Origin of the sequence: Chromohalobacter israelensis DSM 3043 (assembly GCF_000055785.1) — a bacterium.
GTDB classification, from domain to species: domain Bacteria; phylum Pseudomonadota; class Gammaproteobacteria; order Pseudomonadales; family Halomonadaceae; genus Chromohalobacter; species Chromohalobacter israelensis.
The window spans coordinates 2,792,521-2,816,131 of the sequence record NC_007963.1; the positions used below are offsets into that span (position 1 = coordinate 2,792,521).

The following is a 23,611-nucleotide window of genomic DNA, read 5'->3' on the forward strand; positions in this document are numbered from 1 at the left end:
GAACCACGACAGTTTCCACTGTCATGGCTCCGTAAGAGGATGAATCAGTTCTGCTCGTTCTGATCTGCCTTGTCGGTTGCCTTCACATCACTACCCTCGAGTAGACCGGTTTCGTGCATATACTCGAGGTGGGCTTGTAATGCCTGCTGTGCCAGTTCGCTCTTCTCTCCGAAAGCCTCCCAGGCCCCCCGAGCAATCTTGCGAAACTGGTCACGCTCTTCTTGAGGCCAATCGATGACAGTCATGTCATCCTTCTTCTTGTCACGGGCTACTAGTTTTTCATCCTGCTCCTGCACCGCACCGGCCAAGTCGTTGAATGCATCGTAGAACCACTGATGCAAGGCCCGCCGGTCCTCATCGTCCAGCGATTCCCAAACCTCCTGGTTAAGCGTGAACTGCTGAGACGACATGCTATGAATACCCGGATAGATCGGGTACTTGGCAATATCGTGAAGGCCTGAGGCGTCATTATTGACATAAGCTGAGGCATCGGCCGCATCGACCACGCCCTGCTGAAGCGAGGTGTAAACCTCAGAAAAAGGAATATTGACTGGTGTTGCTCCGGCACGTTCGAATACCGCCGCCGCCAGGCCTTCCGGCGAACGGATCTTCACGCCCTCGAGGTCTTCGACGCTGCGGATCGGCACCGCAGCTACCAGGGCCTCACGCTTGTAGGGGCCACAGCCAACCACTTTAATCTTGTCGCCAACCTGGGCATCGATGGCCTTCTGCAGAACCTCTTCTCCTCCACCTTTCTGGCAGAAGTCGAGGAACTGCGAAGGCTTGTCATAGCCGGCGATCAGGTCACCCATCAAGGCAAAAACAGGATCCTTTCCAGTAAAATAAGCTGGAGCAGTCATATCACCATCAAGTAACCCCATGGCGACGGCCTCCATGGTTTCCTTGTAGGGGACCACACTGCCGGTTGGCATTAGGGTGATAGTGACATCACCTCCTGTCGCTTCCTTGAGTTTGGGCACCCAATTTTCCTGCAGGTATTGATAGGCGAAGTCCCCCGAGTTGAAGGAGGTCTGGACCTTCAGCTCGTCTGAAGCCTGGACAGTACCGGAAAACGCCAGTGCGACGCTTGCCAGAGTGAGAGAATGAGCCAAAGTGCGAATCTGCATGTTGGTATCCTTGTAGCTATTGTCGGTTCAACATCGCAATGCCTCTCAAGAGGCATCAGAAACGAGGTACTTTCCCCGTCCAGCTGGGGTCATATTTCTGCATTTCCTTCACATCGTTGCGCGAACGAATGCCACACTCCTGAAAGTTGCGCGCCAGTTTTTGCAAGGCGTCGCGATCCAGTTCAACCCCCAACCCGGGCGCATCTGGCACACGCACACTGCCCTCCTCGAAAGAAACCTTTCCGCCCACAATCACTTCTTCCTCCTGCCAGGGATAATGGGTGTCACAGGCATAGGTCAGGTTGTCGATCGCCGCGGCGGCGTGGGTCATTGCCATCAGGCTGATGCCAAGATGCGAGTTGGAATGCATGGACAACCCCAGCCCCCAGGTCTCGCAGACACGGGCCAGTTCTCGGGTCGCCTGCAATCCGCCCCAGTAGTGGTGATCGGAGAGGATCACATCCACGGACTGCTTGGCGATCGCTTCGGGGAAATCGAAGAAACCGATCACGCACATATTGGTGGCCAGTGGCATGGTGGCCGACCGGTGGACCTCGGCCATGCTGTCTTTGCCGGAGGCCGGATCCTCGAGGTACTGCAGCACCCCCTCCATCTGTGGAAGCAGGCGCCTGGTGGTCTCGGGCGTCCAGCCACCATTAGGGTCGATGCGCAGTGGATATTCAGGAAAAGCCTCGCGCAAGGCACGGACCGCCAACAGCTCCTGCTCGGGCTCAAACACTCCGCCCTTGAGTTTGATCGACTGGAAGCCGTATTGGTCGATCATCTGCCTGGCCGAGCGCACGATGTCCTCAGGGGTCAGCACTTCGCCCCAGGCATCGACCCAGTCGTCCTGGCTGAACTGATGGTGACCGTACTTGTAGAACAAGTAGGCACTGTAGGGGACGGCATCGCGCACCTTGCCTCCCAACAAGTCGCAGACGCTGCGCTCGGTGATCTTGCCCATCAGATCGAGAAAGGCAACCTCGAAGGCAGCGAAAATGCGTGGCACCGTGGTTGCCTGGTTGGTCCCCGGCGCCAGTTCGATTCCGTTCTCTTGAGACTTGTGGGAAACCGATGCTTCGACGATGGACTTCAGCTCGTTAAGATGGAAGACATCGACGCCCACTAGATGGGAAGCCACCGTCTGCAGCTGTGACAGCGTCTGCTCATCCCCATAAGACTCGGAGAGACCATAGCGACCGTCTTCGATTGTGACCTCGATAATCGAGCGCAGGGCCCAGGGTTCATGAACACCACTCACATTGAGCAGGGGCGGATCACGAAAGGCAATCGGAGTGACGACGACCGATGAAATGCAGGACATGACTCGACTCCAGTTCGACTAGAATGAATGAGTACGCTCGATAAGCTCCACGAGCCGAGCCCGCTCATCCGTACTCGGCATCATCAGCGGTACGCGAACGCTGCCGGCGGGACGCCCAATGATCTCGGTGCCGGCCTTGATGAGGCTGACGGCGTAGCCCTTTTTACGATCACGCAGATCGACGAAGGGAATGAAAAACTCGTTGGTGATTTTCTTGACCGTGGCGCTGTCTCCCGCGCGCAGTGCGCGGTAGAACGTGAGTGCCATGTCCGGCACGAAGTTGAAGACAGCGGAAGAGTAGGTATTGACGCCAATGGAGAGGTAGGCCTCGGCGAAAATCTCGGCGGTCGGCACGCCACCGACGTAAACCAGTCGATCGCCGACGGTCTTGACGATCTTGTTGAGCAATTGCATATCGCCCTTGCCATCTTTCAACCCGATCAAGTTCGGGCACTGATCGGCGAGCTGCTGGACCGCCGGCGCCTCGAGAACACCATTGCCACGGTTGTAATAGATCACGTTAACCGTGGTGCTGTCGCAGATCTGGCGGGCGTACTCGACCAGCCCTTCCTGCGGGCACTCGGTCAGATAGGGCGGCATCAGCAGAACGCCATCCGCGCCGGCCTCTTCCGCCACGCGCGCGAATGCCTTGCCGCTCTCCACGCTCAACCCGGCGCTGGCAATGATGGGCACACGCCCACCGATCACATCGACCGCCGTGCGCACGACGTCGCCGAACTCCTCGAGCGAGAGGTTGAAGAACTCCCCCGTGCCGCCCGCAACGAAGACCGCGGAGACATCATGACTCACGAACCACTCGAGTCGCTTGCGATAGCTCGCGGCATCGAATCGTCCAGCGGCATCGAAATCGGTCACCGGGAAGGAAAGCAGGCCATCGCCAATCGCCGCGACCGTTTGTTCTTTGGAAAAATGCACCGTCATGTCCCTCGCAGCTGTCTTGTTGAGCGTGATGACATGAAATCATCATGTCATACATCATACAACTGCAAGATAAGCACGGCCGCGTTGTCACACAACCTCGACATTGGTCGACCCCACCAAGGTCTTAATGACGGGAGTGATGCCCGCCATGGCACATGCATGGCGGTATCAGGGGCGTTAGGCCTGCGTCCCCTCGACGACCTCGAATTGCTCGAGCCCGCCGCCTTCGCCGAATGCCTCCGAGGGCATGGGGTCGGCATGTGCCTGCTTGAAATCGTCACTGCCCACCCAGGCGCGGAAGGCCTCCTGGCTGTCCCACTCGGTTTCGACGAGATAGGGCGCCTGGTTGCCTTGTGGGCGCAAAACGCGCATGGCGCGGAATCCCGGCTGACGGTCGACCTGACTCGCCCGGCGCTGAAAGCGGCGTTCGAATTCCGCCTCGTAGCCGGGATTGACGTAAACGCGATTGATGACGACGAACGGCATGTGGGTCTCCTTGGGTGGGTATCGCCTATGAGGACAGGTCACGGGGCGACTGCCACTGGCGCAGCGTGGCACAGCCCGCCGCCCATACCTCGGCCTCCAGTGCCGCCACGCTCGCCGTCGGCATCGGCTGAGAAGCGCGCACGTCGCCTTCGACCAGACGACCGACCAGGGCGCCGACCAGCGGCATGTGACTCACCAGCAGGCACGGCGTCTGCGGGACCTGCTGCTGGAGCCAGTCGATCACCGGCTCGAGCGGCTCATCGGGCGTGATGATCGGCAGAGTCTCGACGCTCAGGCCCAACGGCGCCGCGACCAATCGTGCGGTCTGCTGTGCACGCCGGTACGGGCTGGCGACGATGCGCAGCGCATGCCGTACGTCATCGGTCAGCACCTCGCTCAGCCAGGCGCCCATCGCGCGCGCTTCCTGCTCGCCATGCTCGGTAAGTGACCGCTCGCTGTCGGGCGTGCCCGGCGCTGCCTCGCCATGCCGCATGATATACAGAATCGACATGTTCAAGTCTCCTCGGCGCCGGGTTCCAGCCTGCGCGCTTCGAATACGTCCTGACGGGAGAGGATGAACTCCACGTCGCTGCTTTGTTCCTGCTGCATCAGCATCTGTGCCATCTGGCGCGCCGGCACGCCGTTGAACAGCACCTGATAAAGTCCTTCGGCCAGCGGCATGTAGATATGCTCGCGACGCGCCTTCTCGCGGACCAGGCTCACGGTGTTGACGCCCTCCGCCACCTGGCCCAGGGCCGTGACGGCTTCTTCCAGGGTCTTGTCCTCGCCCAGCGCGAAACCGACACGATAATTGCGCGAGAGCTTCGATGAGCAGGTCACGATGAGGTCGCCCACGCCGGCCAGACCGATGAACGTCAGCGGGTTGGCGCCAAGCGCCACCGCGAATCGGCTCATCTCCGCCAGCGCCCTCGTCATCAGCATGCTGCGCGTGTTCTCGCCCATGCCGAGCGCCGCTGCCATGCCCGCGGCGATGGCATAGATGTTCTTCAACGCCCCGCCGAGTTCGACACCGTAGCGGTCATTACTGGCGTATACCCGGAAATAATCGCAACCGAGCGCCGATTGCACTCGGGCGCGGGTCAAGGGGTCGTCGCTGGCGATGACCGTGGCCGTCAGATGCTTCTGGGCGATCTCCGAGGCCAAGTTGGGCCCCGAGAGCACCCCGATGTGCGGAAAGCCGGTTTCTTCCTCGAGGATCTGGCTCATCAGCTTGAAGCCGTCTTCCTGAATCCCCTTGGTGGTGCTGACCAGGATTTGCGTCGGCTTGAGCCAGGGCAATGCCTGACGCACGACCGTCAGAAAGGCGCTCGACGGAATCGCGATGAACACCAGTTCGGCGTCGCGGAGTACCTCCTGCATATCGCCGGACGCGACGACCGCGGGATTGATCGCGTAGTCCGGCAGGTAGCGAGCGTTGCGATGCTCGCGATTGATCTGTTCGATCAACGCCGGATCACGCAACCACTGGTTCACGCGGGCCCCATTGTCGGCGGCAATGCTGGCAATCGCGGTGCCGAAGCTCCCCCCGCCGAGCACGGCGACTTTAGGTCGTTCGTCGGTCATCAAGATTTCCTAGTGGCCTGCGAAATGACGCCATTGTAGCGAACCTGACGTGTCACGCACGCCCGATCATCGATGACATTGACGTGCCGCCGGCGCATGACGGAAACATGCCCCGCCATTCCGCTCCCCCTCAAACGACGACACCGCCCGAAGGCGGTGTCGTCGTGTCGCAGTACGGCCTTTCTGCGGGCCGCTCAGTCGACCATCGGCAGCAAGGCATCGATACTCGACCTGGCGTCGCCGTACAGCATGCGCGTGTTCTCCTTGAAGAACAGCGGGTTCTCGATCCCCGAGTAGCCCGTGCCCTGGCCACGCTTGCAGACGAAGACGTTCTTGGCTTCCCAGACCTTGAGCACCGGCATGCCGGCGATGGGACTGTTGGGGTCCTCCTCGGCGGCCGGATTGACGATATCGTTGGAGCCGATGACGATCACCACGTCGGTTTCCGCGAAGTCGTCGTTGATCTCGTCCATTTCCAGCACGATATCGTAAGGCACCTTGGCCTCGGCCAGCAGAACGTTCATGTGACCGGGCAGACGACCCGCCACGGGATGAATCCCGAAGCGCACCGTCTTGCCGGCGGCGCGCAACTTGCGCGTCAACTCGCTGACCGCATTCTGGGCCTGCGCCACCGCCATGCCGTACCCGGGCACGATGATCACGCTATCGGCCTCGTTGAGCGCACTGGCCACGCCGCCGGTATCGATGGCGACCTGTTCGCCCTCGATCTCCGCGGCCGGCCCTTTGCTGCCGCCGAAGCCACCCAGGATCACGTTGACGAAGTTGCGGTTCATCGCCTTGCACATGATGTAGGAGAGGATGGCACCGGAAGAGCCCACCAGGGCCCCGGTGACGATCAGCAGGTCATTGGACAGCGTGAAGCCGATGGCCGCCGCCGCCCAGCCGGAGTAGCTGTTGAGCATCGAGACCACCACAGGCATGTCGGCGCCGCCGATGCCCATGATCAGGTGATAGCCGATGAAGAAGGCCAGCAGCGCCAGTAGCAGCAGCGTCCAGAAGCCCGCACCGTTGAGGTAGGCGATCGCCAGCAACAGCGACACGATGGCCGCCGCGGCATTCAGCAGATGACCGCCAGGCAACTGACGCGGCTTGCCATCCACCTTGCCCGCCAGCTTGCCGAAGGCAATCACCGAGCCGGTGAAGGTCACCGCACCGATGAAGACCCCCAGCACCACCTCGACCTGCAGGAAGGTCAGCTCGGCCGGCGTCTTCTCGTCCACCAGCGCGGCGAAGGCCGAAAACCGCTCGCTGACGTCCCCGGCGAGTTGCGCGGCCATCACCCGGCGACGTTCCAGGTCGGCATTGAAGCCGATGAACACCGCCGCGAGACCGACGAAGCTGTGCAATGCCGCCACGAGCTGGGGCATCTCGGTCATGTCGACCTTCTTGGCCAGGTAGACGCCGATCCCGGCGCCGATCACCATCATCGGGATCATCCACCAGTAACCGCCGACATTGGGGCCGAACATGGTGAAGACCACCGCCAGCCCCATCCCCACGATGCCGTACCAGACGGCACGCTTGGCTTTTTCCTGATTGCTCAACCCCCCCAGCGAAAGGATGAACAACACACTTGCCGCCACCGCTGCGGCGGACACCAATCCTTGACTCAACATCGTCTTTTCTCCGCCGCGTTAGGATTTCTGGAACATGGCGAGCATTCGGCGCGTGACCAAGAAGCCCCCCACGATATTGATGGTGGCAATCAGCACCGAAATGCCTGCCAACAGCCCCACCAGGAAGCTTCCCGAACCGACCTGCAGCACCGCCCCCAGCACGATGATGCCCGAGATGGCGTTGGTCACCGCCATCAGCGGCGTGTGAAGCGAATGGCTGACATTCCAGATCACCTGGAAACCGACGAAGCAGGCCAGCACGAAGACGATGAAGTGCTGCATGAACGAGGCCGGCGCGACCAGCCCCAACAGCCCCATCACCGCCCCGCCGGCGACGAGCATTCCCACCTGACGCTTGGTTTGGGCGAGAAAAGCGGCATGTTCGGCGGCCTTCTTCTCCTCGGGCGTCGGCTCCTTGGGTTTCTCCTTCGGCGCCGACTGGCCGATCGCCTTGACCTTGGGCGGCGGTGGCGGAAAGGTGATCTCGCCTTGATGCGTCACCGTGGCACCGCGAATCACATCGTCTTCCATGTCGTGAACGATCACGCCATCCTTTTCCGGCGTCAGATCGGTCAACATGTGACGAATGTTGGTGGCATAGAGCAGCGAGGCCTGCGTCGCCATGCGCGAGGGGAAGTCGGTATACCCGACCACGATCACGCCGTTGTCGGTCACGATGCGCTGATCGGGCACGGTGAGATCGCAGTTGCCGCCCTTCTCCGCCGCCAGGTCGACGATCACCGAGCCCGGCTTCATGGCATGGACCATGTCCTCGAGCCACAGCTTGGGCGCCGGCTTGCCGGGAATCAGCGCCGTGGTGATGACGATATCCACCTCGGGCGCCTGCTCGCGGAACAGTGCCAACTGCTTCTCGCGGAACTCGGGGCTGGAAGGCGCCGCATAGCCACCGGTGCCGGAACCATCCTGACTATCCTCGAAATCGAGAAACAGGAACTCGGCCCCCATCGATTCGATCTGCTCGGCGACCTCCGGCCGCACGTCGAAGGCGCGTACCACCGCGCCCAGGCTGGTCGCCGTGCCGATCGCGGCCAGCCCCGCGACGCCCGCGCCCACGACCAGCACCTTGGCCGGCGGCACCTTGCCGGCCGCCGTGACCTGACCGGTGAAGAAGCGTCCGAACTGGTTGCCTGCCTCGATCACCGCGCGATAGCCGGCGATGTTGGCGGTGCTCGACAGCGCATCCATCTTCTGGGCCCGCGAGATACGCGGCACCATGTCCATGGCAATGACCGTGGCGCCGGTCGCCTTGCAGCGCTCGAGCAGCGCCTCGTTCTGCGCCGGCCAGAAAAACGCGATCAGGGTCTGTCCCTCGCGCAGGTAGCCGACTTCCTCTTCGCTGGGCTCGCGAACCTTGATGACCACCTCGGCGGTAGACCATAACGCATCGGCCCCCTCGACGATCTCGACGCCCGCGTCACGATAGGCGGCATCATCGAAGCCCGCGGCAAGGCCGGCTCCGGATTCGATGACACACGTATGCCCGAGTTTTTGAATGTGCTGGGCACTCTCCGGCGTCAGGGCGACGCGAGCCTCGCCCTGGGCGCGCTCTTTCGGCGCTCCGATCTTCATGACGCATCTCCCGTTTCACGATGGGATGGATACCTGGTGACTTTCATCCTTGACTCCTTGCTCGTTGCACGGGGGTTCCCATGAACGCTTGGCTAATATCGCGGGTCACTTTTCACCCGGCGAACTCTCGCGAACACACCCGGTCATAAGTGGCTCATTTCAAAAGCAGGGTCCCATGTGTTTAAGGAAAAACATCTTGAAAATCAACAATACAGTCAAAAAACTCCATCATAATCATTGTGTTATGGATGGCATAACGCAACTCTTATGCTACGAAAAAGATCATAACCCTCTGTTTTTGAATAAAAATAAACACCACTGCCCAACCTCGCCATTTTCTTATGGCAACCATAAACGATGCATTATTTTCGCGCTTTCTTAGTTAAGAGCATCGCGTGCTCGGCGACGCTTTTCGGTCTCTTTTCTGTCATCGTCAGCAGGTCCGATGCACGTCACGCACACTCGAAATCTCGGCGCCTTGCCGTTCGAGCAACGCGAGCCCCAGCTCATGCATCGTCGACGCTTCCCATCGAGTGCCGTCATGCGCGATCAACGCCTGGTCGGCGCAGGCATCGGCAACGACAGTGACATCGAACCCCAGTGTCAGCGCGTGACGCGTCAGGGTCATGATCGCGCCCGTCGTGGTGACACCGGCCACCACCAAGTGCGCGACCCCATGACGACGCAGCCAGGTGTCCAGATCGGTATCCACGAAAGGATCGTCGACGTGCGTGGTGACCACTCGCTCACCCGGCAGCGGTGTGGCGCAGGGCAGGAAATCGGCCTCGGGACGGCCGGCACGGCAGGAGGCATCGGCCTTGCGGGAGAAATGCCGGACATGCACGATGCAGCCCTCGCCGCCTCGCCACTCCTTCAGCAGCAGCGTCAGCGACTCGGTCGGCCCGGCCGTGCCCAGGGGCGTCAGGAGGCCCGCATGGACCTGTTGCATGGCCACCACGAGCAGTGCGCTCGGCGCGGAGCGCCCCTCGTGCGGATGAAGCGACAGTACCTGACAGCGTGGTGGCGCCATGATGATCCCCCCGGGCGAGTGACTCGCCTTGAGTATGGTTCAACATGGCGCCTGGGGCGGAGGAAAGCGCGACGGAACGCGCCGATGCGTCCGGGCCCCGCCTAGGACGAGCAGGAAAGACAGATCACCGAGGCCTGAGGAGGCGGCGCGGCTGCCCAGCGCTCCATGCCGGGGCGCGCGGTGAAAGGGTCGGCGAGCAAGCGGCGAAATTCCACCAGCGGTGCCTCATCTCCCGCTTCCGCCGCCTCGATGACCTGCTGCGCCAGATGCGTGCGCAGCACGTAGAGCGGGTTGACCGCCTGCATGGCGTCACGGCGCGACGCGGCATCGCGCTCCTCTTCCTGAAGGCGCTCGTGATAGCGCGACAGCCAGGCCGACAAGCCTTCGACCGGCACCTCCTGGCGTAGCCACTCGCCGTCATCGACGGCCCATTCGCCCAGCGCACGAAAGGCACGGTGATAATCCGCCCCGGCCTCGGCCAACAGCGTCAGCCAGTCCTGCACCAATTGCGCGTCCCCCTCGACGACGCTTTCGAGCCCCAGGCGCGCACGCATCAAGCGCGCGTATTCTTGCTGCAGCGCCGGCTCGTACTCCGTCAGCCGGTCACGCAGGGCATCCGGCTCGGCCAACGGGGTCAAGGATTGGCCCAGCACCGAGAGGTTCCACAGCCCGACGCCAGGCTGCTGATCGAAGGCATAGCGACCATTGGCATCGGTATGATTGGGGACCAGCCTAGGGTCGTAGGCATCCATGAACGCATAGGGACCATAATCAAGCGTCAGCCCCAGTATCGACATGTTGTCGGTATTCATCACCGCGTGCACGAACCCGTAGGCCTGCCAGGCCGCGATCAGGCGGGCAGTGCGTGCCACGACATCGCCGAACAGGGCCTCCGCCGGCGACTCGCTCGCTGCCAGGGCCGGCCGGTGGCGCTCGATGACATGATCGACGAGACGCCGCATGTCATCGTGACGACGCGACTGATAGAGCCACTCGAAGTGTCCGAAACGCACGTGACTGGGGGCCAGGCGCAGCAAGGTCGCGCCGGGCTCGACGCGTTCCCGCTGGACCTTCTCGTCGTTGGTCGCCAGCGCCAGCGCCAGCGTCGTGGGGACGCCCAGCCCCGCCATGGCTTCGCCGGCCAGGTACTCGCGTACCGATGAGCGCAGCACGGCGCGGCCGTCGCCGAAGCGCGAGTACGGCGTTTGCCCTGCTCCCTTGAGGTGCAGGTCCCAGTATCCGTCGGCGGTCTGCGCCTCGCCCATCAGCAGGCCACGCCCGTCCCCCAGGGCCGGATTGTAGACGCCGAACTGATGCCCGGTGTACTTCTGGGCCAGCGGCGCCATGCCCGGCAGGACGGTTTCGCCCCCCATGAGCTGGCGCAGCGTCTCGCGCGCCGGGGCATCGTCATCGAAACAGGCGGGATCGAGGCCCAGCGCGCGACAGCCCCGCGGGCTGATATCCAGCAGTCGCGTGTTTTTCCAGGTCGCAGGACTGACCCGAGTGAAGAAATCCTCGGGCAGGCGCGCCCAGGCGTTATCGAAACGCAGCGAATCGAGCGTCATGGTGACCTCGCGAAGGGGCATATGGACTCACTTTACACGCCTGGCAGCGATGGATAAAAGCATGGAGTCCCGACGAAAAACGCCGCCCGAAGGCGGCGCGTGACAGGGCGAAGGCAAGGGCTCAGGCCGGGCTGCCATCGTCACTGCTGTGCTGACGGATCAAGTCGCCGTTGGTGCGCAACAACGCCAGCAGGACATCGAAGTAGTCGTCGCTGACGGAGTAGTTGTCCAGCGTATGGATCAACGACTCGGCCGCGACCGGCTCCCCGTTGGCAGTCAGCGCGGCACGCTTCTGGCGTAGCGACAGATAGGCGCGATGGGTGTTCAGGTTGTGCAGGTAGTGCGCCACGCTTTCCTGAACGCTGTCGAAGCGTTGATAGCGACGACTGCTTCCTTTCTGCGCCAGGCCGCACCCTTCGCTGAAGCAGCGCAGACCGAACAGGTTGTTGCCCTGGCGGGCAAAGCGCGATGTCCCCCAGCCCGACTCCTCCACGGCCTGAATGACGACCATTTCCAGTGGCAGGGTGTCGACGCGCGACAACAGGTATTCGAAGGTGTTGGGCGTGCCGCATTCGATGCCGTAATCCGCGCACAGCCGTTGAAGGTGCTCGCGGTCGGCCGCGCTGAGCGAGGCCTGACGCTCTCGCGCCTCGAGCAGCCAGTCGCGCTGGGCCTGAATCTTGGCGTTCTCCGCTTCGACCAGAGGCACCAGCAGTTCCAGGAACGCCGCCTTGCGCTCAGGCCCCGCGGGGTGCTGGCGCAGATCCGGCAGTTGCTCGACGGGATCGAGCGCCGGGGTATCGACGCTGCTTTCCAGGGTTCGCACCTCGCCCGATGCCGGCTCGGCATGAGCCTGCATCGGCGATGGCGCCACACTCGTTCCCAGCACGCCGAGTAGCGCGAGCGCCAAGAGTGAGCGTCGTTGTCGAGCGGAACAGGAACGCGGGGCCGGCGAGCGTGACGATGAAAGACGCGGAAAGAACAAGTTGTGTCGAATCGGCATGAGACGACTCCTTGAACGCAAAGATGCCAGTCTACCAACAACGCAGGACGATGTTGAGTCAATATTGCCGGCAGTAAAACACAAAGGGCCGGCTCATGCGGCCGGCCCAGTGAGCGAGTGCCAACGCCCTCAGTGACTCAAGAGCTTGTTGAGGCGCTGCACATAGGTGGCGGGGTCTTCGAGATGGCCCCCCTCGGCGATGATCGCCTGGTCCAGCAGGATACGCGCCAGATCGTTGAAGACGCTGTCGTCGGCACCTTCGAGCCGTGCGACCAGGCTATGCTCGGGGTTGAGCTCGAGGATCGGCTTGACCTCGGGCAACGGCTGCCCGGCCGCCTCCATCAAGCGACGCATCTGATAGCCCATGTCGTGTTCCGAGAGCACGACGCAAGCCGGCGAGTCGGTCAGGCGGTGGGTGATGCGGACTTCCTGCACCTCGTCCCCCAGCGCGGTCTTGACGCGCTCGATCAGCGGCGCCTTGGCCTTGGCGGTTTCTTCCTGGGCTTTCTTTTCTTCCTCGTCGGCCATGTCGTCGAGGTCGAGATCGCCCTTGGCGACATCGGCGAAGGCCTTGCCGTCGTATTCGGTGAGGTGGCTCATCAGCCATTCATCGATACGATCATGCAGCAGCAGCACTTCGATGCCCTTCTTGCGGAAGATCTCCAGGTGCGGGCTATGGCTGGCCGCATTGAAGCCATCGGCCACCAGGTAATAGATCTTCTGCTGACCTTCCTTCATGCGGCTGACATAGCCGGCAAGCGACTGATCCTGCGTGGCGCTGTCGGTCTGCGTGGAGGAGAAACGCAACAGGTCGGCGATCTTGTCGCGGTTGGCGAAGTCTTCCGCCGGACCTTCCTTGAGCACGTTGCCGAAGGCGTTCCAGAACGTCTGATACGCCTCTTCGTCCTTGGCCAGCTTCTTGAGCATGTCCAGCGAGCGCTTGGTCAACGCGGACTTGAGCTTGTCGACCTGCGGATCCTTCTGCAGCAACTCACGCGAGACGTTGAGCGAGAGGTCCTTGGAGTCGACCACGCCCTTGATGAAGCGCAGATAGAGCGGCAGGAACTGCTCGGCGTCGTCCATGATGAACACGCGCTGCACGTAGAGCTTGAGGCCGCGCACGCCCTCGCGCTGATACAGGTCGAACGGCGCGCGCCCCGGAACATACAACAGGCTGGTGTATTCGAGCTTGCCTTCGACCTTGTTGTGGCTCCAGGTCAGCGGATCGCTGAAGTCGTGCGCCACATGCTTGTAGAACGCCTTGTACTCGTCGTCGCTGATCTCTTCCTTGGGGCGTACCCACAGCGCGGTCGCTTCGTTGACGGTTTCCCAGGTGACGGTCTCGCTGCCCTCGATCTCGTTGCCCTCTTCATCGTGGGCCTTCTCGACCTTGGGCATGCGCACCGGCACTTCGATGTGGTCGGAATAGGTGCGCACCAGATGTTTGAGGCGCTCGGCGTCGGCGAATTCCTTGGCGTCCTCCTTGAGGTGGAGAACGATTTCGGTGCCGCGCTCGGGTTTGTCGATATCGGCGATATCGAACTCGCCTTCGCCGCGTGAATGCCACTGCACGCCCTGCTCCTGATCGACCCGACGCGTGCGCACGGTGATCTCGTCGGAGACGATGAAGCCGGAATAGAAGCCGACACCGAATTGACCGATCAACTTGGCATCTTTCTGCTTTTCGCCGGAGAGCTGCTGCAGGAATTCCGCCGTGCCGCTGCGCGCGATGGTGCCCAGGTTCTGGATCACCTCGTCGCGGCTCATGCCGATGCCGTTGTCACGCACGGTGACGGTTCCCGCCTCGGCATCGTGTTCGATCTCGATGCGCAGTTCGCTGTCGTCGCCGTACAGCGTGTCGTTTTCCAGCGCCTCGTAGCGCAACTTGTCACAAGCATCCGCAGCGTTGGAAATCAGCTCGCGCAGGAAGATCTCCCGGTTGGAATACAGGGAGTGAATCATCAGCTGCAATAGCTGTTTGACTTCGGTCTGGAAGCCTAGCGTCTCGGCGTGAGCGGCGGTAGTCATGGTCGAAATTCCCCTGTGGCCATAACGAATGCGTGTTGAACAATGCGTCTTGGAGGACGCGTATTGCATGATAAAAGTGTGACGAGGCATGTCGTCGTACGCGTCGATATGGGGGCCTGACGAGACTTTTCAAGCGTTTGCGGGGCGCATTGAAGACACGGCGAGGAACCGGGCATGCGTGCCGCCCGGCCGGGCGGCATCGTCGACGTCACATCGTGTCGTCGGGGACTTCCCACCCTTTCCAGCGGCGATAGGGGGCCAGCGAGCGGTCGACGCGCGTCAACAGCCACCCCACGATGAACACGTCGTCGATCAATCCCAGTATCATCAAGAAATCGGGAATGAAGTCGAAGGGCAAAATCAGGTAGCCCAGGGCCGCCGCCATCCAGCCGCAGGCCGCCCAGGGCACGGGGCGATAGCGTCCGGCCATCACATCGCCGAGCATGGGCACGAACACGCGCAGCGCCCGGCCGATGCGCATCAACGCGCCGCCACGCTGCTTCAACCGTGACCACAGGGCCAATCCTCGCATGAACTTCATGGCTTGCCTCCTTGGCGTGACGGTTCATGATGGGGCTTTCGCGCAGGGCGTCGCCGCCTGGCAACACTACCCAAGACACCGTCCCTGAGCGAGGATGATCACATCATCATAACGCCGGGCAAGCAAGGAGACATGGAAGATGCTCGCATCGCGACTTCGTCATCGCTGGATGGCGCTGTTCTCGGCGGCCACGCTGAGTCTGGCGCTGCACGCCTTCGACGCGCAGGCACAAGCCGACACGGACACGCTAGCGCCCGAAGACCGGGCCATGAAACGCGCCCTCGATGCCGCACGCGACCATCAATGGTCGCGCATCGAGAGCGTTGCCGTCGACGACCACGTGCTCGCCGGCTATGTGGATTATCATCGCCTCAAATCGCGCCTCCCGAACGTCACGGCCGAAGAGGTGCAGAGCTATGTTTCGCGGCACGCCGACTCGCCCCTTTCCGGCTGGATGCGAGGGCAGGCGCAGATGGCCTTCGGTCGTGACGGGCGCTTCGCCGACCTGCTGGCCATCAGCGACGGCGAGCCCCGAGGGACCATTCGCCAGTGCTATTACTACACGGCCCTGCTCGACCGCGCCCCCGACGAAGCCGCAGAGGGCGGACGCGCCCTGTGGCGGGTCGGCCGCTCCCAGCCCAGCGCCTGTGACCGGCTGTTCGACACCCTGCGCGAACGCGGCGCCATCGACGACAGCGACATCTGGACACGCCTGACACTCGCCTGGCAGAACGGCGAAAGTCGCCTGGTCGATTATCTCGACGGCCTGTTGGGGCCCCAGTGGCAAGCCGGCGTCGAGGCACTCGATCGCCTGCGCGGCAACTACGCCGCCATCACCGACGTACCCACTCGCATCGGCCCGTCGGGGGACGGCGCCGGCGCCCTGTACGCCGCGGCCATGCACAACTTCACGCGTGCCGATACCGAAGCCGCGCTCGAGGCCTGGCGCAAGATCGGCCCGCACCTCACGCTCAGCGAGGCCCGACGCCACGCGATAGAACATGACCTGGCGTTTTACTCGATGGTCCGCGAGATCGACAACAATGCCGGCTGGGTGGATGCCGCACTGCCCCGCCTGGCGGATGCCGACCTGTTCGAGTTGCGTGTTCGCAATGCGTTGGCCTCGCAACGCTGGGGCGAAGTCATCGAGTGGATCGATGCCATGCCGCGGGACACGCGGCAAGAGGCACACTGGCAATACTGGCTGGGGCGTGCGCTCGCGCAGCGCGGCGATCGCCAGGCGGCGGAAGACGCCTGGCGACTCGCCGCCCAGGAACGCAGCTTTTTCGGTTTCGCCGCCGCCGACAGGCTCGGCCAGCCCTACGCCCTGAACATGGACATGCCCGAGGTGTCGCCGCTGAAGAGCGAGCTGGCCGCCATGCAGCCCGTCGTGCAGCGCAGCGAAGCCTTGCGTCGCATCGGCGAGCCCGGCCTGGCGCGCAGCGAGTGGTTCCATGCCCTCGGCGAGGCGAACGACGCCGATGCCGCTGCGCTCAACGCCTACGCGCTCGAGCGCGGGTGGTATGACCTGGCCGTGCACGGCACGATCATGGCCAAGCAGTGGGATGCACTCGCCTGGCGCTTTCCACCCGCCTACCGGGACGCCTTCAGCGCCTGGGGGCAGCGCAATGGAGTCGATCCCTACCTGCTGATGGCGATCTCCCGTCGCGAGAGCGCGTTCAACCGCGAGGCGGTATCCCCCGTCGGCGCACGTGGGCTCATGCAGCTGATGCCGGGCACCGCGGACCATGTCAGCCGCGACCTGAACATCGACGCGCCCACGCTGGGCGAACTGTTCGAGCCCACCACCAATATCCGGCTGGGCAGCGCCTACATCCGCGACATGATGGAGCGCTACCGTGGCAACCGCATCGCGGCGGCGGCGGCCTACAACGCCGGCCCCGGTCGGGTCGACCGCTGGTTGCGCGACTCGCCCGATGCGTTCGACCTCTTCGTCGAAAGCATCCCCTTCCGCGAGACCCGCGCTTACGTGCAGGCCGTGCTGACCTATCGGGTCATTTTCGAAAGTCTTGCCAAGCAAGGCGATACGCATGGAGTCGCGCTCTTGACCCAGTCGGAGCGCGAAGGCGCCTACGACACCACACTGCTGGCACGCAACCCATGACGAAAGCGCCGACGCGTCATGCGACGCGTCGGCGCTGATGACCAGGCCCTGCCGGCGTCAGGGTCGCTGCGCCAACGCCAGCTTCACCCCGAACAGCACCAGCACCGCGCCGGTGGTGCCCTCCATCATGCGCGATACCCAGCCCTTGGCGAGCCAGCGGGCGGCACCGCCCACCATCAGCACGATGCCGACCTGCCATAGATTGGCGATCACGAAATGCACGCCCGCCAGCCACAGCGACTTGAGCAACGCCGGATCGCCCGGCGCGATGAACTGCGGCAGGAATGCCATGTAGAACACGACCGTCTTGGGGTTGAGCACATTGGAGAGAAAGCCCTCCCGCAGCGAGAGCCAGGCCGGCACGCGCTGGCGCTCGACACCCACCTCGGCCACCGGTAAACCGCCGCCACGCCGGGCGCTGGCCAGACTCTTGAGCCCCAGCCACACCAGATAACCGGCCCCCACCAGCTTGAGAGCGCTGAACGCCCATGCCGATTGCAGAAGGATCAAGGAAATGCCCAATGCCGATACCGTGGCATGCACGAACAGGCCGGAGCATATGGCCACGCTGGTCAGCACGCCATCGCGCACGCCCCCTCGCGAGGTGTTGCGTATGACGAGCAGCGTATCCACGCCCGGCGTCAGCGTGAGGAGCGTGATGGCGACGAGAAACGACCAGAACTGAGCATCGAAGAACATGGGGCTTTCCTGCAAAGTGCAACGTGAGCCGCCCGCGGCGGACGGCGTCACACGTCATGGCATGGTGGTCACAATAGCCAGTAGGCGCTCACGGCCAGACCGGCGGCAAGCAATACGCCGATCAGCAACAAAAGACCGTCGTCGGCCGTCATGCCCAGGCCGATCACGGTAATCGCCAGCGCCGGCATCGCGGCGGCAAAGGGCAACAACTCCAGCGGTATCATCGCCAAGGCCAGGGCGATGACCAGCACCGCGATGAAGCGACGCGCCACGGGCTGCAACAGGATGTCCAGGCGTTGCGCCAGCAACCTGTCGATGCGACGTGTCCACGGCCGTACGCGTTCGACGCTGCGATGCAGCTTGTCGTGGCTGATGCCGCGTTCGCGCAGCTTCCTTGGCAACCAGGGCGACTGACGGCCGAACAGCTGCTGGACGGCGATCAACGCGATGAAAATGGCACACAAGGTGGGCACGCCCGGCACCCCCCCGGTGGGCAACAGCGCCAGCAAGGCCGGCAGCGTCACCAGCGGCCCGAATCCCCGCGACTGGAAGGTATCGACGACATCCTGAAGATGGATCGTCCTGCCATCATTGGCGTCGTCGAGCTTTTCCAGCAGCTGGGTCAAACTAATGCGCGATTCCATGCGCGATATCTCCTTCACGGGGCCGCGAAGCCCCTTGAATCCAGTGATAAGGAAACACGCTCAGCCAAACAGTCCGCGTCTGGCGTGTTTCATCGAGACTTGCTCGTTCAGCGTCCAGAAGTCATACAGAACTCCCAGCAAGAACAGACCGCCGGTCAGCAAGTACAAAAAGCCCGTGAGCCATTTTCCCATGTACATGCGATGGATGCCGAAGACGCCCAGGAACGTCAGCAGTACCCAGGCCACCGTATAGCTGGTGGGACCGGCCCTGAAGCGCAGGTCGGCCTGCCGATCCATCAGCGGAATCAAGAACAGGTCGATCAACCAGCCGATACCCAGCAGGCCGAACGTGAAGAACCATATCGTGCCGGTGATCGGCTTGCCGTAATAGAAGCGGTGCGCTCCGGTAAAGCCGAAGATCCACAACAGGTAACCCACGACCTTGCTATGCGTGTCGTTCGCCGTGACAGGGGTATGGGACACGAGACAACTCCTCCAATATGAAACAGGCGCGGCACCCGCACCGCGCACCATGTGACACTGCGCTTGCAGACACCCACGAAAACCGAACGTTTCATGAACGATCGGTGCCACCCCGGGCCTCGCGCACCGTCATTCTGGACGTACCCGGGTTTTCGATCTATGGTGCATGTGCGGTGCATGATACCGGGAAATGGCACTGGGCATTAAGCTTGACGCACTACCAGGCATCATGCATTCTCCGTTGCGTAGGTTTGCAAGTTGAATGTCGTCAGTTGTTAATCGAATCCTCGATGTCCCTCACGCATTCCCACCTTGTCTTACCCACGTATCACGGTCGCCCATGGGTCGGCCCGCAACACTACTTTGCAAGTTAAGGAATTCGAAATGGCAACTGGCACTGTCAAATGGTTCAACGACACCAAAGGCTACGGCTTCATCTCTCCGGATGATGGTGGCGATGACCTCTTCGCACACTTCTCCGAGATCCAGGCCGAAGGCTTCAAATCTCTGCAGGATGGCCAGAAAGTGAGCTTCGAGGTCACTCAAGGCAAGAAAGGCCTTCAGGCATCCAACATCAAGGTCGTCGACTGAGTCCCGGACCCAGTCGATGCACCTGCGGTCGTGAGGCCGATAACGGACTCCGAACGCATGAGCCCACCTGACGGTGGGCTCTTTTGTTTCCGGACACCCGATACTCAGATTCGTACGACAGGCGCGCACTCGCCCCTCGGGGTTACTGTGCCTCGCCGTTCTTCGCCTCGGACGGCTGTGTATCGTGCGCCTCATAGGTACGTTCGGTAAAGGCGTCACGGTGCGCTTCGACATCCGCCTCGTCACCTGCCTCGGCAGACGCGTCGGCCGTCTTGCCATCCTCCGTGCCTGGCTGACTGCCCGCTTCGTGCGTGTCTTCCTGCGCCTCGGCGGGCGGCTCCCCGCCGGTACCGCCGCCACGCGTATCGTCATCCTGTGCAGTGGCCATCAGCGGCCACGCCAGGCCTAACGCCAATGCGACACAAGCGAGCCCTCGTGACATCTGTTGCATGGTGCACTCTCCTTGACAAGCGATGCCCCATGCCGCGCTCCGCGTCATGGGGCGCCTGCCTCCCCCGTCACCGACAGAGGGAGGCGCCGGCAATCAGGACTGAGTCGATTCCTCGGTTTCCTGCTCCAGCTCATCAGCTTGCTGCTCGGCTTCGTCGGCGGCTTCGTTCATCTCATCGGCTGCCGCGTCAGTCGCCTCGTCGGCTTCCTGCTGGGTTTCATCGGCGGCATTGTCCATGGCGTCACCGGTCTCGTCCGCCGCTTCGCTCATCTCATCGCCGGCTTCGTCGAGTGCCTCGGCCGTTTCGTCCTGGGCTTCGTCGACCGCCTCACCCGTCTCGTTCACGGCTTCGGACGTTTCCTGGGCGGCTTCGTCACCCATCTGCTCCATGTCGTCGCTGGCCTCGTCGCTCATCTCGGCCATCTCATCGCCGGCTTCGTCCGCTGCCTGCTGCGATTCCTCAACGGCCTGCTCGCTGTTGTCGGTCGCGTCCTGAGCAGCATCGTCACCGCTGTCGCATGCCGCCAGTCCCAGCGACATCACCAATGCCAGGGCACTCATCGTCCATTGCTTATACGTCATCATGTCACTCCTTGAGTCGATCGTTTCCGCCGGTGGGACCGGCCTTGCAAAATGCCCACGACGCCATCCAGGCGTCGTGGCACAGGGTTGGCGAGTCCTAGCTCGCGCCGGACTCGCCAATGTCTTCGTACCAAACCTCGGGGCGCTCGGCGATGAATTGCGCCATCAACGACTTGCACTGCGAATCGTCGTGTATGGTGAGCGTCACGCCCCGCTCACGCAACAGCGCCTCGTCCCCCTTGAAGGTCGTATTCTCGCCGATCACGACCTCGGGAATACCATAGAGCACGATGGCACCGCTGCACATGGGGCACGGTGACAGTGTGGTATAAAGCACCGCTTCGCGATACACATGAGCCGGCAAGCGGCCCGCGTTTTCCAGCGCGTCCATCTCGCCATGCAGGATGGCACTGCCGCGCTGCTGGCGCTGATTGTGGCCGCGCCCGATGATCTCGCCGCGGTGCACGAGTACCGAGCCGATGGGCACGCCACCCGCCTCGTATCCCTTGCGGGCTTCCTCGATCGCCGCCTGCATGAATGGATCCATGGTCTGTCCTCCCCCTGTCATTGAATCGCGCGAGCGCATCCCGATCAGCATGCCCTGCGCCGGTACTCGTTCATTGGTGCGACAATAGCGCCGAGCCCTCGGGGGCCGCCAGGCACAACGCGCCGGGCATCAAGGCGGCGCGGAAATTTTCGTGGAAACAGGGCTCGCCGTCGAGATTCAGGGGCAGCGCATGCTCGCTTTCGAACTCCACCCAGGGCACCTGCAGATACTCGACGAAATCACCGCTTTCGGGCAGGTTCTCGAGCTCGTCGATCAACTGTTTCATTTCCCGCAGGGAGGTGAAATGACGCACGATGAGCAATTCCAGCAAGCCATCGTCGATCTTGGCCAGGGGTGCCAGTTGCTGCCCGCCGCCCGCCTGGCATCCATTGCCAAGCGCCAGCAGGAACAAGGGGACGTTACGTTCGCCGTCCGGGAACCGCAAACGCCCTTGGTAGGGCTGGTAATTCCACGCCTTGAGCATGCCCATCAACGAATAGGCACCGCCGCCCAGCAAGCGCTTGAGCGGCGCCGGCGTGGAGTTGGTGATCTGTGCGCCAAAGCCGCCGGAGGCCAGGTTGATGAAATAATCGTCGCCCAGGGTGCCGACATCCACCCGGCGCGGTGGCGTCTCGAGCGCCACGCGCAAGGCCTCGTAGGGCTCTTCGGGAAGCCCCAGGCCGCCGGCGAAGTCGTTGGCGCTGCCCAGGGGCAGGATGCCCAGTGCAGGGCGCGTCTCCGACGCCAGCTGCATCAGGCCACCGACGATCTCGTTGACCGTGCCATCCCCCCCGCCGGCGATCACGCGCGCGATGCCCGCTTCGCTCGCCTCACGCGCCAGGCGCACGCCGTCGCCGCCTTCCCAGGTCACCCGCACCGCCAGATGGTGGCCGGCCTCGCGCACGCGCCCCACGGCCTCACGAACCTCAGGTAGCTGGGCGGACTTGCCATTCAGAATCAGCCAGGTATCACCATCATGCTCGCAAGGCTGGATCGTTTCGTTCATTGCTGTCTCATCCTCGTTCCTTGAGGCAGTGCCAGCCTGCCCTCTGCTCTCGCCATTGCCGTGTTCGCCGCGGGTATCATATCCCCTTGAGCACCTCGAAGCCGCCGCTTACCGTGGTCGGCAGAAATTCCTCGACACGGTACTGGGCCACGCCAGCGACGATGAAGGGATCTTCATCCAGCCAGGCCACCAGACGCTCGCGCGAGGTCGCCTTGGCCAGAATGATGCCGCCACTGGGCGGCGATTTACGCCCCGAGGCAATGAACACGCCTCGCTCGAACCCCTCTCGCACCCACGCCATGTGGGCCATCCTGTACGGCTCGACCGTTTCCGGGTCGACCATGTAATCCAGCGATACGATGAACATGCCCGCTCCTTGATCTCCTTCCGTCGAGCCGCCCGACTCCGTTCGTATCCTTACAAACTCATGCCTCGGGCGCCACTCGATACGAAAGCCACAACAGGGGTGAGACTATCAAAACCGCGATCAGTGCCAGTGCCCATTGAGGCGGTAGCGCCGTGGCCAGCAGGCACGTGGCCAGCAAGGCACCGCCCCCGAGCTGTAGTGCCCCCAGCAAGGCCGCGGCCGTGCCGGCGCGCTCGCGAAACGGCTCCAGCGCCAGGCTCGAGGCGGCGCCGAGCGCCAGCGAGAAGCCTACGGAGAGTACGCCCACCGGCACCATGAACCCCAGCGCCGTCAGCGGCAAATACATGACGCTCAGCGCCTGCAGAATGCCCGAGGCGATGATCAGGCATAGCCCCAGGCGCACGGTCCCCACACGTCCTAGGCGGTGGATGATGCGCGGCGCGAAGAAGAACGCCACGATATTGACCAGCGCATTGGCGCCGAACCAGCCGCTGAACGCCAGCTCCGACAGCCCCAGACGGTCCACCAGGACGACCGGCGCGGAAGAGACGTACACGAGAATCGCCGACATGATCACGCCCGCCAAGCCCGCGAAATACACGAAGCGCGCGCTGGCCAGTACCGGCCGGTAACGTGCCCAATGGTACAGGCGCCGCTCGACGACCGTATTCGACGGACGCGTCTCCGCGAAGCGCCACACCGCGCCGATGCCCAGTATGGCAGCGAACGCGAACATGAACGCGAAATTGCTGCGCCAGCCGAAGGTCACCGCCAGGCTCCCGCCCACCACCGGCGCCAGGGCCGGGATGATGCACAAGGCACCATTGAGATAGCTGTACAGTTTAGCGCCCTGTGCGGCAGTAAAGCAGTCACGGACCGCCGCGAAGGCAACCGTCATGGTCGCGCAAGCGCCCAGTCCCTGCAGCACGCGCGAGACATAGAGCGGGCCAAGTGACGTCGCCGTCATCCCCACCAGCGCACCCAGCATATAGACCACCACACCGCAGAGCAGCACCGGGCGGCGCCCGAAGCGGTCCGTCAGCGGACCCACCAGGATCTGGCCCAGCCCGACACTCAGCAACAGCAGGGTCACGGTAAATTGCAGTCGGCTGAACGGGGCGTCGAATGTCTCGGCCATGACCGTCAGCGACGGCAGGTAAATATCGATCGCCAGCGGCGACAGCATGACACAGCCCACCAGCAGGGGGAGCAATCGCGCACTCGACATGAGACCTCCGCGACAAAAAAAGAACGCCACC

24 protein-coding genes are annotated in these 23,611 nt (G+C 62.8%); 2 read left to right on the forward strand and 22 right to left on the reverse strand.

The window, feature by feature from the left end; translation table 11 throughout:
• Positions 1 to 44: 44 nt before the first annotated feature.
• The 13 genes from CSAL_RS12600 to CSAL_RS12660 all read right to left on the reverse strand — a co-directional run bounded on the left by CSAL_RS12600 (position 45) and on the right by CSAL_RS12660 (position 14,857).
• Complete coding sequence (locus CSAL_RS12600; protein WP_011507778.1) at positions 45 to 1,127, reverse strand: TRAP transporter substrate-binding protein; 1,083 nt, start codon at positions 1,125 to 1,127, stop codon at positions 45 to 47.
• A 55-nt stretch (positions 1,128 to 1,182) separates the two neighbouring features.
• Positions 1,183 to 2,451, reverse strand: a complete 1,269-nt coding sequence (locus tag CSAL_RS12605; protein ID WP_011507779.1) for a glucarate dehydratase family protein — start codon at positions 2,449 to 2,451, stop codon at positions 1,183 to 1,185.
• Between the two features lie 18 nt (positions 2,452 to 2,469).
• The gene (gene kdgD, locus CSAL_RS12610) at positions 2,470 to 3,393 is read right to left on the reverse strand and encodes a 5-dehydro-4-deoxyglucarate dehydratase (RefSeq protein WP_011507780.1); all 924 of its coding nucleotides are present in this window, start codon (positions 3,391 to 3,393) and stop codon (positions 2,470 to 2,472) included.
• Between the two features lie 177 nt (positions 3,394 to 3,570).
• Positions 3,571 to 3,879 (reverse strand): antibiotic biosynthesis monooxygenase family protein, encoded by a 309-nt coding sequence (locus CSAL_RS12615; RefSeq protein ID WP_011507781.1) that lies wholly within the window; start codon positions 3,877 to 3,879, stop codon positions 3,571 to 3,573.
• A gap of 25 nt (positions 3,880 to 3,904) precedes the next feature.
• Positions 3,905 to 4,390 carry a phosphohistidine phosphatase SixA gene (gene sixA / locus CSAL_RS12620; protein WP_011507782.1) on the reverse strand — a complete coding sequence of 162 codons (486 nt, stop codon included), beginning with the start codon at positions 4,388 to 4,390 and terminating at the stop codon, positions 3,905 to 3,907.
• Positions 4,391 to 4,392: 2 nt separating this feature from the next.
• Positions 4,393 to 5,463 carry an NAD(P)H-dependent glycerol-3-phosphate dehydrogenase gene (locus tag CSAL_RS12625; RefSeq protein WP_011507783.1) on the reverse strand — a complete coding sequence of 357 codons (1,071 nt, stop codon included), beginning with the start codon at positions 5,461 to 5,463 and terminating at the stop codon, positions 4,393 to 4,395.
• Positions 5,464 to 5,657: 194 nt separating this feature from the next.
• The gene (locus tag CSAL_RS12630; RefSeq protein ID WP_011507784.1) at positions 5,658 to 7,100 is read right to left on the reverse strand and encodes an NAD(P)(+) transhydrogenase (Re/Si-specific) subunit beta; all 1,443 of its coding nucleotides are present in this window, start codon (positions 7,098 to 7,100) and stop codon (positions 5,658 to 5,660) included.
• Between the two features lie 18 nt (positions 7,101 to 7,118).
• Positions 7,119 to 8,690 carry a Re/Si-specific NAD(P)(+) transhydrogenase subunit alpha gene (locus CSAL_RS12635; RefSeq protein ID WP_011507785.1) on the reverse strand — a complete coding sequence of 524 codons (1,572 nt, stop codon included), beginning with the start codon at positions 8,688 to 8,690 and terminating at the stop codon, positions 7,119 to 7,121.
• A gap of 433 nt (positions 8,691 to 9,123) precedes the next feature.
• The gene (locus CSAL_RS12640; protein ID WP_011507787.1) at positions 9,124 to 9,720 is read right to left on the reverse strand and encodes an isochorismatase family protein; all 597 of its coding nucleotides are present in this window, start codon (positions 9,718 to 9,720) and stop codon (positions 9,124 to 9,126) included.
• A 101-nt stretch (positions 9,721 to 9,821) separates the two neighbouring features.
• Complete coding sequence (locus CSAL_RS12645; protein ID WP_043559549.1) at positions 9,822 to 11,285, reverse strand: protein adenylyltransferase SelO; 1,464 nt, start codon at positions 11,283 to 11,285, stop codon at positions 9,822 to 9,824.
• A 121-nt stretch (positions 11,286 to 11,406) separates the two neighbouring features.
• Entirely contained in the window at positions 11,407 to 12,195 is a 789-nt protein-coding gene (locus CSAL_RS12650; protein WP_240673375.1) for a protein bax, read from the reverse strand.
• 222 nt (positions 12,196 to 12,417) lie between these two features.
• Entirely contained in the window at positions 12,418 to 14,316 is a 1,899-nt protein-coding gene (gene htpG / locus CSAL_RS12655; RefSeq protein ID WP_011507790.1) for a molecular chaperone HtpG, read from the reverse strand.
• Positions 14,317 to 14,524: 208 nt separating this feature from the next.
• A complete protein-coding gene (locus tag CSAL_RS12660; protein WP_011507791.1) occupies positions 14,525 to 14,857 on the reverse strand; it encodes a YkvA family protein in 333 nt (110 codons plus the stop codon).
• Positions 14,858 to 14,996: 139 nt separating this feature from the next.
• Here CSAL_RS12660 and CSAL_RS12665 point away from each other — a divergent pair, with 139 nt between their 5' ends.
• Positions 14,997 to 16,982: a transglycosylase SLT domain-containing protein gene (locus tag CSAL_RS12665; RefSeq protein ID WP_011507792.1), complete on the forward strand. Its 1,986-nt coding sequence runs from the start codon at positions 14,997 to 14,999 to the stop codon at positions 16,980 to 16,982.
• A gap of 57 nt (positions 16,983 to 17,039) precedes the next feature.
• Here CSAL_RS12665 and CSAL_RS12670 read toward each other — a convergent pair whose 3' ends face one another.
• The 3 genes from CSAL_RS12670 to CSAL_RS12680 form a co-directional block, all read right to left on the reverse strand.
• Positions 17,040 to 17,681, reverse strand: a complete 642-nt coding sequence (locus tag CSAL_RS12670) for a LysE family translocator (RefSeq protein WP_011507793.1) — start codon at positions 17,679 to 17,681, stop codon at positions 17,040 to 17,042.
• 68 nt (positions 17,682 to 17,749) lie between these two features.
• A complete protein-coding gene (locus CSAL_RS12675; RefSeq protein WP_011507794.1) occupies positions 17,750 to 18,325 on the reverse strand; it encodes an exopolysaccharide biosynthesis protein in 576 nt (191 codons plus the stop codon).
• A 60-nt stretch (positions 18,326 to 18,385) separates the two neighbouring features.
• Positions 18,386 to 18,808: an NINE protein gene (locus CSAL_RS12680; RefSeq protein WP_011507795.1), complete on the reverse strand. Its 423-nt coding sequence runs from the start codon at positions 18,806 to 18,808 to the stop codon at positions 18,386 to 18,388.
• A gap of 384 nt (positions 18,809 to 19,192) precedes the next feature.
• Here CSAL_RS12680 and CSAL_RS12685 point away from each other — a divergent pair, with 384 nt between their 5' ends.
• A complete protein-coding gene (locus CSAL_RS12685; RefSeq protein ID WP_011507796.1) occupies positions 19,193 to 19,399 on the forward strand; it encodes a cold-shock protein in 207 nt (68 codons plus the stop codon).
• 142 nt (positions 19,400 to 19,541) lie between these two features.
• Here CSAL_RS12685 and CSAL_RS12690 read toward each other — a convergent pair whose 3' ends face one another.
• From CSAL_RS12690 to CSAL_RS12715, 6 genes are all read right to left on the reverse strand, one after another.
• Positions 19,542 to 19,850 (reverse strand): hypothetical protein, encoded by a 309-nt coding sequence (locus CSAL_RS12690; RefSeq protein ID WP_043558540.1) that lies wholly within the window; start codon positions 19,848 to 19,850, stop codon positions 19,542 to 19,544.
• Between the two features lie 93 nt (positions 19,851 to 19,943).
• Positions 19,944 to 20,435 carry a hypothetical protein gene (locus CSAL_RS12695; protein WP_011507798.1) on the reverse strand — a complete coding sequence of 164 codons (492 nt, stop codon included), beginning with the start codon at positions 20,433 to 20,435 and terminating at the stop codon, positions 19,944 to 19,946.
• Positions 20,436 to 20,529: 94 nt separating this feature from the next.
• Entirely contained in the window at positions 20,530 to 20,979 is a 450-nt protein-coding gene (locus CSAL_RS12700; protein WP_011507799.1) for a nucleoside deaminase, read from the reverse strand.
• A 70-nt stretch (positions 20,980 to 21,049) separates the two neighbouring features.
• A complete protein-coding gene (gene yegS / locus CSAL_RS12705) occupies positions 21,050 to 21,985 on the reverse strand; it encodes a lipid kinase YegS (RefSeq protein ID WP_011507800.1) in 936 nt (311 codons plus the stop codon).
• A 76-nt stretch (positions 21,986 to 22,061) separates the two neighbouring features.
• Positions 22,062 to 22,352 (reverse strand): YciI family protein, encoded by a 291-nt coding sequence (locus tag CSAL_RS12710; RefSeq protein ID WP_011507801.1) that lies wholly within the window; start codon positions 22,350 to 22,352, stop codon positions 22,062 to 22,064.
• 58 nt (positions 22,353 to 22,410) lie between these two features.
• Entirely contained in the window at positions 22,411 to 23,580 is a 1,170-nt protein-coding gene (locus tag CSAL_RS12715) for a multidrug effflux MFS transporter (protein ID WP_011507802.1), read from the reverse strand.
• Between the last annotated feature and the right edge of the window lie 31 nt (positions 23,581 to 23,611).

Coding starts and splice junctions, on each gene's coding strand:
- CSAL_RS12600 (WP_011507778.1), bottom strand. CDS start 1,127: ATGCAGATTCGCACTTTGGCTCATTCTCTCACTCTGGCAAGCGTCGCA.
- CSAL_RS12605 (WP_011507779.1), bottom strand. CDS start 2,451: ATGTCCTGCATTTCATCGGTCGTCGTCACTCCGATTGCCTTTCGTGAT.
- kdgD (WP_011507780.1), bottom strand. CDS start 3,393: ATGACGGTGCATTTTTCCAAAGAACAAACGGTCGCGGCGATTGGCGAT.
- CSAL_RS12615 (WP_011507781.1), bottom strand. CDS start 3,879: ATGCCGTTCGTCGTCATCAATCGCGTTTACGTCAATCCCGGCTACGAG.
- sixA (WP_011507782.1), bottom strand. CDS start 4,390: ATGTCGATTCTGTATATCATGCGGCATGGCGAGGCAGCGCCGGGCACG.
- CSAL_RS12625 (WP_011507783.1), bottom strand. CDS start 5,463: ATGACCGACGAACGACCTAAAGTCGCCGTGCTCGGCGGGGGGAGCTTC.
- CSAL_RS12630 (WP_011507784.1), bottom strand. CDS start 7,100: ATGTTGAGTCAAGGATTGGTGTCCGCCGCAGCGGTGGCGGCAAGTGTG.
- CSAL_RS12635 (WP_011507785.1), bottom strand. CDS start 8,690: ATGAAGATCGGAGCGCCGAAAGAGCGCGCCCAGGGCGAGGCTCGCGTC.
- CSAL_RS12640 (WP_011507787.1), bottom strand. CDS start 9,720: ATGGCGCCACCACGCTGTCAGGTACTGTCGCTTCATCCGCACGAGGGG.
- CSAL_RS12645 (WP_043559549.1), bottom strand. CDS start 11,285: ATGACGCTCGATTCGCTGCGTTTCGATAACGCCTGGGCGCGCCTGCCC.
- htpG (WP_011507790.1), bottom strand. CDS start 14,316: ATGACTACCGCCGCTCACGCCGAGACGCTAGGCTTCCAGACCGAAGTC.
- CSAL_RS12660 (WP_011507791.1), bottom strand. CDS start 14,857: ATGAAGTTCATGCGAGGATTGGCCCTGTGGTCACGGTTGAAGCAGCGT.
- CSAL_RS12665 (WP_011507792.1), top strand. CDS start 14,997: ATGCTCGCATCGCGACTTCGTCATCGCTGGATGGCGCTGTTCTCGGCG.
- CSAL_RS12670 (WP_011507793.1), bottom strand. CDS start 17,681: ATGTTCTTCGATGCTCAGTTCTGGTCGTTTCTCGTCGCCATCACGCTC.
- CSAL_RS12675 (WP_011507794.1), bottom strand. CDS start 18,325: ATGGAATCGCGCATTAGTTTGACCCAGCTGCTGGAAAAGCTCGACGAC.
- CSAL_RS12685 (WP_011507796.1), top strand. CDS start 19,193: ATGGCAACTGGCACTGTCAAATGGTTCAACGACACCAAAGGCTACGGC.
- CSAL_RS12690 (WP_043558540.1), bottom strand. CDS start 19,850: ATGCAACAGATGTCACGAGGGCTCGCTTGTGTCGCATTGGCGTTAGGC.
- CSAL_RS12695 (WP_011507798.1), bottom strand. CDS start 20,435: ATGATGACGTATAAGCAATGGACGATGAGTGCCCTGGCATTGGTGATG.
- CSAL_RS12700 (WP_011507799.1), bottom strand. CDS start 20,979: ATGGATCCATTCATGCAGGCGGCGATCGAGGAAGCCCGCAAGGGATAC.
- yegS (WP_011507800.1), bottom strand. CDS start 21,985: ATGAACGAAACGATCCAGCCTTGCGAGCATGATGGTGATACCTGGCTG.
- CSAL_RS12710 (WP_011507801.1), bottom strand. CDS start 22,352: ATGTTCATCGTATCGCTGGATTACATGGTCGACCCGGAAACGGTCGAG.
- CSAL_RS12715 (WP_011507802.1), bottom strand. CDS start 23,580: ATGTCGAGTGCGCGATTGCTCCCCCTGCTGGTGGGCTGTGTCATGCTG.